This is a genomic window from Acidovorax sp. Q11, assembly GCF_054950075.1.
Map to the genome: position 1 here is coordinate 347,409 of NZ_JBUDZG010000001.1, position 13,567 is coordinate 360,975.

General features: G+C 69.0%; 11 protein-coding genes. 3 read left to right on the forward strand and 8 right to left on the reverse strand.

What is annotated here, in order from left to right; all coding sequences use genetic code 11:
• Nucleotides 1-15: 15 nt before the first annotated feature.
• Genes trhA through ubiU form a run of 3 tightly spaced genes read right to left on the reverse strand, consistent with a single transcriptional unit; the run spans nucleotide 16 to nucleotide 2,712 of the window.
• Nucleotides 16-636 (reverse strand): PAQR family membrane homeostasis protein TrhA, encoded by a 621-nt coding sequence (trhA, locus tag ACYZGB_RS01550; RefSeq protein WP_462386438.1) that lies wholly within the window; start codon nucleotides 634-636, stop codon nucleotides 16-18.
• Nucleotides 637-644: 8 nt separating this feature from the next.
• The gene (locus ACYZGB_RS01555) at nucleotides 645-1,598 is read right to left on the reverse strand and encodes a U32 family peptidase (RefSeq protein WP_462386615.1); all 954 of its coding nucleotides are present in this window, start codon (nucleotides 1,596-1,598) and stop codon (nucleotides 645-647) included.
• Nucleotides 1,599-1,650: 52 nt separating this feature from the next.
• A complete protein-coding gene (gene ubiU, locus ACYZGB_RS01560) occupies nucleotides 1,651-2,712 on the reverse strand; it encodes a ubiquinone anaerobic biosynthesis protein UbiU (protein ID WP_462386440.1) in 1,062 nt (353 codons plus the stop codon).
• A gap of 178 nt (nucleotides 2,713-2,890) precedes the next feature.
• On the opposite strand from ubiU, the gene ACYZGB_RS01565 reads away from it, so the two are divergent.
• A complete protein-coding gene (locus tag ACYZGB_RS01565) occupies nucleotides 2,891-4,072 on the forward strand; it encodes an MFS transporter (protein ID WP_462386441.1) in 1,182 nt (393 codons plus the stop codon).
• Here the strand turns inward: ACYZGB_RS01565 and ACYZGB_RS01570 are convergent.
• Nucleotides 4,059-4,973, reverse strand: a complete 915-nt coding sequence (locus ACYZGB_RS01570; RefSeq protein WP_462386442.1) for a LysR substrate-binding domain-containing protein — start codon at nucleotides 4,971-4,973, stop codon at nucleotides 4,059-4,061. The two genes, ACYZGB_RS01565 and ACYZGB_RS01570, sit on opposite strands and share 14 nt — an antisense overlap.
• A gap of 163 nt (nucleotides 4,974-5,136) precedes the next feature.
• On the opposite strand from ACYZGB_RS01570, the gene ACYZGB_RS01575 reads away from it, so the two are divergent.
• Both ACYZGB_RS01575 and ACYZGB_RS01580 read left to right on the forward strand, forming a co-directional pair.
• Nucleotides 5,137-6,507 carry a M20/M25/M40 family metallo-hydrolase gene (locus ACYZGB_RS01575; RefSeq protein ID WP_462386443.1) on the forward strand — a complete coding sequence of 457 codons (1,371 nt, stop codon included), beginning with the start codon at nucleotides 5,137-5,139 and terminating at the stop codon, nucleotides 6,505-6,507.
• 198 nt (nucleotides 6,508-6,705) lie between these two features.
• Nucleotides 6,706-7,185 carry a YidB family protein gene (locus tag ACYZGB_RS01580; RefSeq protein WP_462386444.1) on the forward strand — a complete coding sequence of 160 codons (480 nt, stop codon included), beginning with the start codon at nucleotides 6,706-6,708 and terminating at the stop codon, nucleotides 7,183-7,185.
• A 76-nt stretch (nucleotides 7,186-7,261) separates the two neighbouring features.
• Here ACYZGB_RS01580 and ACYZGB_RS01585 read toward each other — a convergent pair whose 3' ends face one another.
• The 4 genes from ACYZGB_RS01585 to ACYZGB_RS01600 all read right to left on the reverse strand — a co-directional run bounded on the left by ACYZGB_RS01585 (nucleotide 7,262) and on the right by ACYZGB_RS01600 (nucleotide 13,429).
• On the reverse strand, nucleotides 7,262-8,131 hold the full coding sequence (locus tag ACYZGB_RS01585) for an alpha/beta hydrolase (protein ID WP_462386445.1): 870 nt from the start codon (nucleotides 8,129-8,131) through the stop codon (nucleotides 7,262-7,264).
• A gap of 116 nt (nucleotides 8,132-8,247) precedes the next feature.
• Entirely contained in the window at nucleotides 8,248-9,741 is a 1,494-nt protein-coding gene (locus tag ACYZGB_RS01590; RefSeq protein WP_462386447.1) for a M20 family metallopeptidase, read from the reverse strand.
• A gap of 214 nt (nucleotides 9,742-9,955) precedes the next feature.
• Nucleotides 9,956-11,212: a GGDEF domain-containing protein gene (locus ACYZGB_RS01595; protein WP_462386448.1), complete on the reverse strand. Its 1,257-nt coding sequence runs from the start codon at nucleotides 11,210-11,212 to the stop codon at nucleotides 9,956-9,958.
• A 153-nt stretch (nucleotides 11,213-11,365) separates the two neighbouring features.
• Nucleotides 11,366-13,429, reverse strand: coding sequence for a methyl-accepting chemotaxis protein (locus tag ACYZGB_RS01600; protein WP_462386449.1), 2,064 nt, complete (start codon nucleotides 13,427-13,429; stop codon nucleotides 11,366-11,368).
• Nucleotides 13,430-13,567 lie beyond the last annotated feature (138 nt).

Consider the following 13,567-nt stretch of genomic DNA (forward strand, 5'->3'; position numbering starts at 1 on the left):
GTGTGCTCTGGGGCCTCAGGCGACGTAGCACAGCACGGTGGTGAAGTGGCAGGCGCTGCCCGCCAGCACAAACAGATGCCACAGCCCGTGGCCGTGGGGAATGCGGTGGTCGGCCGCGTAGAAGACCACGCCCAGTGTGTAGGCCGCGCCACCGGCGGCCAGCCAAGCAAAACCGGCGGGCGAGAGTGCGCGCCACAGCGGCACCACAGCCACCAGCGCGAGCCAGCCCATGGCCACGTACAGCACCAGCGACAAGATGCGCGCGCCGCGCGCGAGCCAGATCTCCTGCACCACGCCCAGCGCTGCGAGCCCCCACACCACGCCCAGTAGCGACCAGCCCCACGCGCCGCGCAGCGACACCAGCGCAAACGGCGTGTAGCTGCCTGCAATCAGCAGGTAGATGCTGCAGTGGTCGAGTTTTTGCAGCACCGCCTTGGGTTTACGCGCACGCACGCTGTGGTACGCGGTGGAGGCCGCATACAGCAGCACCAGCATGGCGCCGTAGATGCTGAAGCTCACGATCTTCCACGGGTCGCCCAGGCGCGTGGCCAGCACCACCAGCACAGCGGTGCCGGTGGCGGCCAGGGCGGCGCCCACCAGATGGGTGAGGCTGTTGAGACGTTCGCCGGGGTACATGGCTGGGCCTACGCTGCGGCCTGGTCGGACGCGGGCTGCTGGCGCACGGGCGGGGGCGCCACACGCCCCTGCTCCAGCCCGGGGCGGCCGTCCCAGAAGCCGTTGCAGGGCGCGTCGGGCAGCAGGGGTTCGGCCTGCTGGGCGCAGCGTGCAGCCAGGGCGGCATTGGCCGCGTCGTGGCGGGCGGCGTCGAACAGCGCCACCACCTCGGGCATGTGCCGGGCCTGGGGCGACAGGCGCACCAGGTCCACGCCCAGCGCGGCCATCTGTGGCAGCGCGTGCAGCAGTTGGTACACACGGGCCGATTGCGTCTGGATGCCGTTGAGCACCAGAAAACCTTCGCCGTCGCGCGTGCGCAGCGGCAGGCCATCCGGGTGGCTCTGGCAGACAAAGCCGCAGTCGTCCTTGGGCCGGTTGGCGTGGCGCGCTGTGAAGCAGCGGGCCGAGTAGGCTAGCGGCAGGCGCCCATGTGCAAACACCTCTGTCTGCAGCCCGGCGGGCCGCGCGGCCTGGATGCGCGCCAGGTCGGCCTGGGGCATCTCCACCGGCATCACCCAGCGTGTGGCGCCCAGGCGTGCGACCCAGTCCACGGCACGCGGGTGGTAAAGGTTCAGGTGTGGCCCAGCCACAAAGGGCTGCCCGGCCTGGTGCAGGCAGTGCACAGCGCCCATGTCGTTGGCCTCCACCACAAACCCCGCGCCGTTGGCCACGAGCTTGTGCATGGTGCCCACGTCGGCCGTGGATTCGAGCAGCACCTGGGTGGACAGCACCACCTGCTTGCCCGCCGCGCGCAGCATCTCGCCCAGCGCCAGCCAGTCGGCCAGGCGCAGTTCGTGGCGGCGCGAGCACACCGTCTCGCCCAGGTACACCACATCGAGCGGCGTGCCCGCCAGGGTGTCGTAGAAGTCAAACACCTGGCTGCGCGGCCAGTAGTACTGCAGGGGGCCCAGGGCCAGCTTCATCATGGTGGTCTCCGTTGCTCGTCGTGGTGTTGTCGTGTTGCGCGCCGCCCTGCTACTTCCAGGGGCGGTGGTACGCCCCCAGCGTGTGCTGCTGGCCTTCAGCCACCTGGTCGAGCTGGGCCATCCAGTGCGTGCGGGGGCGAAAGCGCTGCGGCTGGGCCATGCATTCATCGATGGCGGCGCGCCACACCTGCGTGACCTGGGCCACATAGGCGGGGCTGCGCTGGCGCCCTTCGATCTTGACGGCGCGCACGCCCATCTGCACCAGCTGGGGCAGCAGCTCCAGCGTGTTCAGGCTGGTGGGTTCCTCCAGCGCGTAGTAGCCCTGGTCGTCCTCCACGTCAAAGCGGCCCTTGCACAGCGTGGGGTAGCCCGCCTTTTCGCCGGGCGCAAAGCGGTCGATCAGCACACCGCCCAGGCGCGACTCCATGCCACCCTCTGTCTCCTGCCAGCGCACGGCCTTCGGGGGCGAGCACACGCCGTGGGTGTTGGGCGATTCGCCCGTGGCGTACGACGACAGCGCGCAGCGCCCTTCCACCATCACACACAGGCTGCCAAAGCCGAAGACCTCGATCTCGACCTCGGTGCGTTCGATCACCTGGCGCACCTGCGGCAGCGACAGCACGCGCGGCAACACAGCCCGCACGATGCCGAACTGCGCGCGGTAGAAGTTGATGGCGTCGTGGTTGGTGGCCGAGCCCTGCACCGACAGGTGCAGCCGCAGCCGGGGGTGGTGCTGCACCGCGTGCTGCATGAGGCCAGGGTCGGCCAGGATCACGGCGTCCACGCCCAGGTCCACCGCCTGGTCCAGCGCGCTGAGCCAGGGGGCCTCGCGCCCGGCCTGCGGGTAGGTGTTGAGCGCCATGAACACTTTGGCGCCGCGCGCGTGGGCATAGGCAATGCCCTGCGCGATGGCGGCGGCGTCGAAGTTGAGCCCGGCAAAGTTGCGCGCATTGGTGGCATCGCGCAGGCCCAGGTACACGCAGCTGGCGCCATGGTCCACAGCGGCCTTGAGGGCGGGCAGGCTGCCGGCGGGGCAGACCAGCTCGGGCGCGCTGTGTGCTGCCTGCGGGGCAGGGGCTTCGGCAAAAGAAGATACGGTCACGGAATCCATCGCGGTCCATCGTCCAAACAGGCCCGCACGGTACGGTGGCCCGGCAGCGCAGCCGCTGATCCCGATCAAAGCGGGCGCACAATGGCGGAGTTTTTTGGTCGGAATTGACCCATGTCCGCTCCCCGGCTTGACCCACTTCAAGCAAGAGCCAGTTCAAAGCCCTGACGCACCTCAACCCATGAACCGCAACCTCTGGCTGCTGGCCCTGTGCCAAGGCCTGTTTCTCACCAACAACGTCGTCTTCATCGCCATCAACGGGCTGGTGGGCCTGCAGCTGGCCCCTTTTGGCTGGATGGCCACGCTGCCGGTGATGGGATATGTGGTGGGCGGGGCACTGTCCACTCCGCTGGTAGCGCACAGCCAGGCGCGGTGGGGGCGCAAGGTGTCGTTCCAGATCGGGCTGGCCGTGGCAGCGGTATCGGCTGCCCTGTGTGCCTGGGCGGCGTTCAGCGCCAGCTTCTGGCTGCTGTGCACCGCCACGGTGGTGGCGGGCTACTACAGCGCCAACGGCGGTCTGTACCGCTTTGCCGCAGCCGAACTGGCCAAGCCGGACTACCGTGAAAAGGCCGTATCGCTGGTGCTGGCCGGTGGCCTGCTGGGCGCCGTGGCGGGCCCCAACCTGGCCAGCGCCACGCGCACGCTGTTCCCGGTGCCGTTTGCGGGCGCCTACATCGCGCTGATCGGCGTGGCACTGCTGTCCATGCTGTGCATGTCGGCCATCCGCTTCGAGGCGCAACCCGTGGTGCTCAACGCGGCGGGCCAGCGCGAGCCAGGCCGCCCCCTCTCTGTACTGATGCGCCAGCCTGCCTTCGTCGTGGCCATTGTGGGCGCCGCGCTGGGCTATGGCGTGATGAACCTGCTGATGGCGGCCACGCCGCTGGCCATGCAGGTGTGTGGCTTTGACTTCGACGCCTCGGCGCTGGTGCTGGAGTGGCATGTGATCGGCATGTTCGCGCCCGGCTTTGTCACCGGCCACCTCATCAAGCGTTTCGGCGTGTTGCCCATCATGGGCACGGGGGTGTTGCTCAACTTCGCCTGCGTGGCCGTGGCGCTGATGGGCCTGGAGCTGCACCACTTCGGCATTGCGCTGTTCTTCCTCGGCGTGGGCTGGAACTTCCTGTTCACAGGCTCCACCACGCTGGCGATGACGGCCTACCGCCCGGAAGAGAAAGACCGCGCCCAGGCAGCCATCAACTTCTGCGTGTACGCCACGCTGGCGCTGAGTGCGTTTTCATCCGGCGTGCTGGTCACCACGCAGGGCTGGACGCTGCTCAACGCCGGGTCGCTGGTGCCCATCACCCTCACCGGGCTGGCACTGCTATGGTTGGCGCTGCAGCGCCGCCGCGCTACGGCGGTGTAGTGCCTCCACGTGCAGCCGCCACCTCGGCCTGCAGCCACTGCGTGAAGGCGGCCACCATGGGGTCGGGCTCACGCGCGGGCGGCATGAAAAGGCTGTAGCCCCGGGTGCCCGTGTCGGCATGCGGGTGGGCCAGGGCCAGCGCGCCCGCGTCCAGCTCGCGCTGCACAAAATACTGCGGCACCAGGCCTAGCCCCAAGTCGGCGCGCACGGCCTCCACCAGCATCGAGAACAGGTCGAAGCGGTGGCCGCCCAGCCGGTGATCGGGCACGCGGGTGATGCCTGCGCGCGCAAACCAGTCGTCCCACGCGCCCAGGCGCGAGCTGAGCTGCAGCAGCGGCACGGCGCGGAAATCGCCGCGCGCCATGGCGCGCCGGTGGCGGGACTGCGGCGCACACACGGCCACGCAGACCTCGCGCATCAGCGGCGTGGGCTGCACGCCTGGCCAGGGGGCGTCGTCGTATTGCACGGCCACATCAAACGGAATTTCTGCCATGTAGATCTGCGTGGGGTAGACCTGCAGGTGCAGGCTGCAGCCTGTCTGCTCGGCTACAAAGGCAGGCAGGCGCGGCAGCAGCCAGCGCTCGGCGAACACGGGCACGCAGCCCACCAGCAGGCGTGTGCCGTCGGGCCGCTGGGCCATGGCTTCGAGCGTGTGGTTCTGCAGCCGCAGCAGGTCCCCCACCACCTGGCTGTGGTAACGCCGCCCGGCGGGCGTGAGGCGCGAGCCGCGCGCGCTGCGCTCGAACAGCAGCACGCCCAGCTGGGCCTCCAGGTGGCGGATCTGCTGGCTGACGGCGCTGTGCGTGATGCACAGCTCTTCGGCCGCCTGGCTCACGCTGTGGTGGCGGGCCACGGCCTCGAAGGCCAGGAGGGCGCGGGTGCTGGGGATGTGGCGGTGCATGGAATGGGCAGGCAAAGCGAGGGGTGTAAGAAAAACTGTCAGCCCGCCAAATTAAAGCAAAGCGGGCGCGGCGCGCTCGCGCGACGATGCGGGGACATGCAAGCTCCGCGCCCACACACAGCGGGGCACTGCCCCTTTCCTTTGCTTTCTTCCCTCTTGTTTCATGACTACCCCATCCTCCCGCCGCCGTCCCCACGCCACCCACGCGCTGTGCGCCATCGCGCTGGCCGCTGCCACCTGGGCGGCGCCCGCCGCCGCACAAAGCGCCGTGGCCTCGGCGCCCGAGCAGCTCAGCCCTGCCGTTGAAACCGCGTTCACGCGCCTGCTGGCTTCGCCCCGCATCACGCAGCTGGTGGACGCGGTGCGCGCCGACCACACCCGCTCCATCGACGACCTGAAGATGCTCACCGAGATCGAGGCGCCACCTTTCAAGGAACAAAAGCGGGCCGAAGCCTTCCTGGCGCGTCTGCAGGCACTGGGCCTGACCCAGGCCCGCATCGACGCCGAAGGCAATGTGGTGGGCCTGCGCAAGGGCACGGGCAAGGGGCCCAAGCTGGTGATCTCGGCCCACCTGGACACCGTGTTCCCTGCGGGCACCGACGTGAAGGTGAAGGAGCAGGACGGCAAGCTCATGGCACCCGGCATTTCGGACAACACCCGCAGCCTGGCCGTGCTGCTGTCGTGGCTCAAGGTGCTCAACGAGCAGAAGATCGAGACCGTGGGTGACCTGCTGTTTGTGGGCAATGTGGGCGAGGAAGAGCTGGGCAACCTGCGCGGCATGAAGCACCTGTTTGCCGAACACCGCGACATCGACGGCATGGTGGCGCTGGAGCCTGCGGCCGACGGCAACATCTTGGTGCTGGGCACGGGCAGCCACCGCTACGAGGTCACCTTCAAAGGCCCGGGCGGCCATAGCTACGCCGCGTTTGGCCGCGTGCCCAGCGCCATCCATGGCATGGGCCGCGCCATTGCCAAGATCGCCGACATCAAGACGCCCAGCTACCCCAAGACCACCTTCACCGTGGGCACGGTGGGCGGCGGCACCTCGGTGAACACCATTGCGCCCGATGCGCGCATGGCGGTGGACATCCGCTCGGACGCGATGGCGCCGCTGCTGGAGACCGAAAAGAAGATCCTTGCCGCCATCGACGAGGCCGTGGCCGAAGAAAACCAGCGCTGGGGCGTGCAGTCGCTCAGCGTGTCGCACAAGCTGATCGGCGACCGCCCGGGCGGTCAGACCGCTTCGGACGCCCTCATCGTGCAGGCCGCCGTGCGCGCCAACCGCGCCCATGGCCGCAAGGCGACCCTGGGCGGGGCCAGCACCGACGCCAACGTGCCCATGTCGCTGGGCATCCCGGCCATCGTGATGGGCGGCGGCGGCAAGACGGGCGGCTTCCATGCGCTGTCGGAGTGGATCGACCTGACCGACGCCTGGCAGGGCGCGCAGACCTCGCTGATCACCGTGCTGGGCCTGGTGGGTGTGCAGGGGGTGAGCGAGCCGCTGCTGGAGAAGCAGCCCACGCGCAGCAAGTAGCCGTCGCGGCATCGGGCCCCAGCGGATACCACCGGGCGGCCGTGCGCGAGACCGTGCTGACGCCCCATGAATTCACCATTGTTAACAGTGGGGCCAAGGCCCGGCTGCATACCATCGGTGGTTTGGGGGCCGGATGCAGTGCGCGGTGTGCATTGGCATGGGGCCCATCTTGTTTTATCCCTTCCGCAGGAGATCACCATGGGCTTGCTCGATTCCGTCTTGGGTGCCGTCATCAACAACGCGTCGCAGGGCGGCGCACAGGCCTCGGCGGGCGGCGCGGCCGGCGGGCTGGGCGGCCTGCTGGGCCTGGCGGCGCAGAACCCGCAACTCATCCAGGCCGTGATGTCCCTGATCAGCAACGACGGCCCGGTGGGCGGGCTGCCGGGCCTGATGGCCAAGTTCCAGCAGGCGGGGCTGGGCAATGTGATTGCCTCGTGGCTGAGCGCCGGGCCCAACCAGGCGATCTCGGGCGAGCAGCTGTCGCAGGTGCTGGGCAGCGGGCCGCTGTCACAGATCGCCGCGCAGCTGGGTGTGGGCAGCGGCGCCGCAGCAGGCCAGCTGGCCCAGGTGCTGCCGGGCCTGGTGGACCAGCTCAGCCCGCAAGGCCATGCGCCGCAGGGCGGGTTTGGCAATGCCAATGACCTGTTCGGGATGCTGGGCGGGTTGCTTCAAAAATAATAGCTTCCAGCGCTTTCTGGACGCGCGCAGAAGGCCTTTTTCTCTTGTATTTTTTGGCTACCAGACCACTAGACCGCTAGCCCCCCGGGCAGCGCCGCACCAGCCACTGGCGCAGCAGGTCGAACACGGGCCCGGCCAGCTCGGGGCTTTCGTTGAACAGTTCGTGGTACAGCGGCTCGAAGCAGTGCGACTGCACCAGGGCCGGGGGCGCAGCGGCGGCAAAGGCGCGGCTGCCTGCGGGGTTCACCAGTTTGTCACCGCCTGCCCAGATCAGCAGCGTGGGCACGCTCCAGTGCGCAGCGCGCGCCACGGTGGCGGGGCCGCCATCGGCGATGAAGCGGGCCAGGCGTGCGCTGATGCGGTCGTGGCAGAGCGGGTCGGCCAGGTAAGCGGCGGGCACCGCCGGGTCGTGCGAGAGGTACTGCGCATCAAGCCCGTTGCCCACGCGCAGGTTGGGCGCCACGCGCGGCAGCGTGGCCAGCAGCAGTTTTTGTACGGCGTTGAGGCCCGGGTCCAGTGCGGGGGATGACAGCACCAGCGCATCGACAGGCCGCAGGTGCATGGCCACAAACCGCGCGGCGACCAGGCCACCCATGCTGTGGCCCAGCAGCACCAGGGGCTGGCCTTGCGGCATGCGCGCTCGGGTGGCGTCCACCAGGTCGGCCAGGTCGTCGAGCAGACGCAGGTCGCTGGTCAGGCCGCCACGTAGCCCGGCGGATTCGCCATGGCCGTAATGGTCGTAGCCACGCACGGCAAACCCCCAGTCGTTCAGCCTGCGCGCCACATGGTCGTAGCGGCCCACATGCTCGCCCAGGCCGTGCACCAGCAGCACGGTGCCCCGGCAGGGTTCGCCCTCGGGCAGGGGCCAGTCCTGCACGGCCAGGTTCTCGCCGTCGCTGGCGGTGAAGGAGGTCAGGGTCGAGGGGGTCAGTTCGTCAGCGTTCATGGGCAGCGGGGCTGTCAGGGGGATGGCACGCAGCATACCCGGCAGGCTTCAAAAGCCCAACGCAAAAAAAGGGGCTGCATAGACTGCAGCCCCTCAGCGACAGCGCGAGACCCGGGTCAGGCGACCGGGGTGGCGGCCGCAGCCTGGTGCTGCGCCATGCCCGCAATCACTTGCGCCACGGCAGCGGTGAGCTTCTTGGCATAGGGCACATGCAAAAACTCGTTGGGACCGTGTGCGTTGCTCTTGGGGCCCAGCACGCCGCAGACCATCATCTGCGCGGTGGGGAAGCCTTCGCTGAGCATGTTCATGAGCGGGATGGTGCCGCCCTGGCCGATGTAGCCGCAGGGTGCGCCAAAGTGCGCCTGCGATGCGTCGTTCAGCGCCTGCTCGAACCAGGGCGTGGTGCTGGGCGCGTTCCAGCCCGTGGCGCCGCTGGTGCCCTGGAAGGTGACCTTGGCCTGGTAGGGCGCGTTGTCTTCGAGCAGGGCTTTCAGCTCCTGCACGGCCTGACCAGCGTCCACCAAGGGCGGCAGGCGCAGGCTGAGCTTGAAGGCGGTGTAGGGGCGCAGCACATTGCCTGCGTCCTGCAGCGCCGGGAAGCCCTCGGCGCCGGTCACGCTGAGCGTGGGCTCCCAGGTGCGCTTGAGCAGGGCCTGCAGCGGGTCGGTGGTGGTGGGCAGTGCAAACGTGGTGGAGCCGCCGCAGTCGTAGTGCGCCCAGGGGAAACGCTTGTACACCTCTTCGCCCAGGATGGCGGCCGTGGCGCGGGCCTGGCCCAGGCGGTCGGCGGGCACCTCGCAGTGGAAACTGGCGGGCAACAGGCGGCCGGTCTTGCTGTCTTCGAGGCGGTCCAGCACCTGGCGCATGATTCGGAACGAAGAGGGCACCAGGCCCGAGGCATCGCCCGAGTGGATGCCTTCGGTCAGGATCTCGACCTTGAGCGTGCCGGTGGCCATGCCGCGCAGGCTGGTGGTGAGCCACAACTGGTCGTAGTTGCCTGCGCCCGAATCCAGGCACACCACCAGCGCCACGTTGCCCATGCGGGGCTTAAGGGCTTCGATGTAGGGCAGCAGGTCGCGCGAGCCGCTTTCCTCGCAGGTTTCGATGAGACCGACGATGCGGGGGTGGGGCACGTTCTGGCGCTTGAGCTCCTGCACGGCCGCGATGCTGGCGTAGACCGCGTAGCCGTCGTCGGCACCGCCGCGGCCATAGAGCTTGCCGTCCTCGTACTTGGGCGTCCAGGGGCCCAGGTCGTTGCGCCAGCCGCTGAACTCGGGCTGCTTGTCGAGGTGTCCGTACATGAGCACGGTGTCGGTGGCGCCGGCCTGGGTGGCGTCGATTTCAAAGAACAGCACGGGGGTGCGGCCTTCGAGGCGCACCACTTCGAGCTTCAGGCCTTCGACCTTTTGCGACTCGACCCACGCGGCGGCGTTGCGCACCACGGTGTCGAGCAGGCCCTGCGCTGCCCAGTCGGGCGAGAACATGGGGGACTTGGCGGGGATGGCGATGTAGTCAGTGAGCTGGCCCAGGATGTCGTTGTCCCAGGCCTGGCTGACCCGTTCGAGGGCCAAGGCGGGTTGCAGGGCGTGGGGGGGGACTCGGGCGTTCATGGACAGCTCTCCTGGATGGGGGGGATGGGAGCCTGGGGGCGGTTTCGTGCGGGTCGCGCCGAGACAGCCAGCAGGTTCTTGTGGACCAAAACCAGCATTCCAACACAAGCCCTGCGCACACGCCACCGAGGGTCGCTAAACACCTGCAAAGGACTCTGCTGCGCCGCAGCATGAACCCTGCATCAAGAGGAGACAGGCTGGTGTTTGGGTCCGCTCAATACCGGGAGACAGGGTGGGTGTCGGGGTTGTCCAGGGCGGCGCGCTGCGCGGACGGGCGCCGCAGGCCCGTGGCCACCTCCACGCGGTTGCGGCCGTTCTCCTTGGCCTGGTAGAGCGCGCGGTCGGCAGCGGCGATCAGCATGTCCCAGCTGTCGCCCGACTCCAGGCGGCCGCCGAACACGCCAATGCTCACGGTGACGGCAATCTGGGTGCCGTCGGGCTCCGTACGGGTTTCGCTGCCCCCTTCGGGCCCGCCAATGCGGCAACGCGACTCGGCCACCGCGCGGCACAGTTCGCGCGCCAGCTGTTCGGCGCCCAGCAGCGTGGTGTCGGGCAGCACCACCATGAACTCCTCACCGCCATAGCGCCCCACCAGATCCTGCGCGCGCACGCGGCCACGCAGCACCTGAACCACATGGCACAGCACCTGGTCGCCGACCGGATGGCCATAGCGGTCGTTGACGTGCTTGAAGTGGTCGATGTCCACCATCATGAGTGCGATGGGCTCGCGCGTGCGCACAGCGCGCGAGACATCGCGGTCCAGCGCCGAGATCAGCGAGCGGCGGTTGGCCACGCCGGTGAGCGGGTCGATGGCGGCCATGATGCGGTTGTTCTCGTCGGCACGGTCGCGCGCCATGAACACAAAACCCATGGAGCTGATGAGCACCACCGAGAAGGTGGCCAGAAAGGTGAGCGTCTGCAGCGCGCTGGCCTGCAGGATGCCGGACGCCACGGCCGTGCTGCTCAAGGCCAGCAGGGCGCGGCCGCTGAGCACCACCGCCTCCAGCCCCAGCCCCGCCACCAGCAGCCACTGCCCGCGCCCCACCGTGGCATCGCGGCGCTCCAGCGCCGTGGCCAGGGCCCACACGGCCTGCAGGCTGATCACCAGGCCCACAAAACTCACACGGGCCGCAAAGTTGTCGATGAAGGCGATCACAAGGCAGGTGACCAGTGCCGGGGGCACCAGCAGCAACACCCACCCGGCCGGGCGGCCCTGGAACTGCCGTATCGCCGCGATCATGCCGGCAAACACGCAGGACAGCAGCAGATTGCCCAGCACCACCGACAGCAGGTCGGGCACCAGGCCCCGCAGCATGACGAGGCCGTGCCCGATGGCGTTGACCAGCAGGGCCGCCGCCCAGCGCCCCAGGCCATCGCGCCGGCGCCCCCAGCCCACCACCGCCATGGAGGCCGCCATCATCAGCGAGCTGACAATGATCATTGCCAGCATGGTGGGAACGTGGGCAGCCATGGAGCGCGGGGGGCCTGTGGGACGGGTGGTGGGTCAACCCAGCATAAACCAAGCGGCGCGGCGCGCGAAACACCAATGTGCCCCCCCCCCGGCGCCCCGGCGGCGAGCTGGCGCCGGTCTCCCTTTTCGCCCCCCGGGGGTTGAGGGCACGGTTCAGTGCAGCTGCGCGGGTTCACCCCGGCGGCGGCCCCCAGTGAGGGCACTGCCCGGCGCCCGCAGGGCCGGGCCGGGGCCGCTGCCGGCCTGCGGCGCGGCCAGGGTCGGCAGGTCCTCATGCCCGTCGCCCGCGCCGGGCCGCAGCTTGAACACCTGCACTGCACCCGCCAGGCGCGTGGCCTGCTCGCGCAGGCTTTGCGCGGCGGCGGCCGACTGCTCCACCAGCGCGGCGTTTTGCTGGGTCATCTGATCGAGCTGGTTCACGGCGGTGTTGACCTGGCCGATGCCGTCCGACTGCTCGCCCGAGGCCGCCGTGATCTCGCCAATGATGTCGCCCACGCGTTTGACCGAGCCCACGATCTCGTCCATGGTGCTGCCCGCGTTCTGCACCAGGCGCGCACCGGATTCCACCCGCTCCACCGAGGCGCCGATGAGCGCCTTGATCTCGCGCGCCGCCTCGGCGCTGCGCCCGGCGAGGTTGCGAACCTCGCTGGCCACCACGGCAAAGCCCCGGCCCTGCTCGCCCGCGCGGGCGGCTTCCACCGCCGCGTTGAGCGCGAGGATGTTGGTCTGGAAGGCAATCGAATCGATAACACCGATGATGTCGGCAATCTTGCGCGAGCTCTGGTTGATGTCGCCCATGGTGGTGACCACCTCGCCCACCACCTGGCCGCCGCGTGCGGCCACCTCGGCGGCGGTGCTGGCCAGCTGGTTGGCCTGGCGCGCGGCGTCGGCCGACTGGCGCACCGTGGCCGTGAGCTGGTCCATGCTCTGCGCCGTCTGCGCCAGGCTGCTGGCCGTGGCTTCGGTGCGGGCCGACAGGTCCTGGTTGCCGCTGGCGATCTCGGCGCTGGCGGTGGTGATGCTGTCCACCGCCGTGCGCACCTGCTGCAGCATCTGCGTGTAGCGCTGGCGCATGCCTTCGACCTCCTGCACCAGCGCACCGATCTCGTCGCGCCGCGTGGTGCGGAAGGCCTCGGTCAGATCGCCCTGCGCCACCAGCGTGATGGCCTGGGTCAGGTCCTGCAGCGGGCGGCTCACGCCCCGGCGCAGCATCAGGAACAGGCCAATGGCCAGCAGCACCACGGCCACGGCCATCAGGCCCCACACGGCCAGCGTCACGCGGCGCTGGCTGGCCATGGCTTCGCCATCCGCCACCTCGGCCACCACCCACCAGCCGCCGCCGGTTTTGCGCACCAGGGCCCAGGGGTCGGTGGCGCCAGCGCCCAGCACGGGGGCGGCTTCGCGCACAAAGCCGTCCTGCGACGCGGCCAGGGCTTCAAAGAAGGGGCGGGCCTGCGGGTAGGCCTCCAGCACGCGCTTGCCGCGTGCCGTGGGGTGGTACACAAACACGGCCTTGTCGAGCGAGGTGCCGGGGTTGATCACGTAGGTGCCGCCGTGCTCGAAGAATTTGGTCTGCGTGACCTGCTTTTGCAGCATGGCGTGGAACACGCTGATGTCGTTGCCGATGAACAGCAGCGCAATCACTTTGCCTGCGGCATCCTTGGCGGGCAGGTAATGGCCCATGTAGGGCTTGCCGCCCGCCACGGTGACGCCGGTGTAGGGCTCGCCTTTGGTGACGGTGGCATAGGCCGGGTCGTCCTTGCCCAGCGGCGTGCCCTGCTGGCGCTCGCCCTTGTCGTTCTTGACCGAGGTGGTGATGCGGATGAAGTCGTCGCCCTTCTTGGCGAACACCGTGGCGATGCCGCCGGTTTCGCTGGCGAATTTATCGACCGAGCCGTAGTCCTCGTTGACCAGCGCACCGTAGCTGCGCAGCTCGCCCGTGGCTTCGTCGAGCTGCATGGTGGCCTCAAAGTAGCGCTGGAAGCCCTTCATGGTGAGCTGCACCAGCTCGCGGTTGGTGTTGTCGGCCGCGTCCAGCGACTGGGCCACGCTCTGCGCCGTGTCGCCCACGCTGGCTACCACCTGCGCGCGGGTGCTGCGCTCGGTCAGCACGGCAATCGCCAGCCCCACCAGCACCAGCACCAGGGCCACCAGCGCAATGGCGGCCAGCGTGACCTGCCGTGCAACGGAACGGTTGTTGGCCAGGGATGCTGCCATGGGGGATGTCTCCTGCGGGTGAATACAAATGCACAAAGCCGACTGGGCCGGTCTGCTCTGAATCTACGGCCAGAGTCTTGTTACATTTATTCACGCATTCCCTTACGCAATTGCGCGGACTGGAGGCGCAGGGCAATT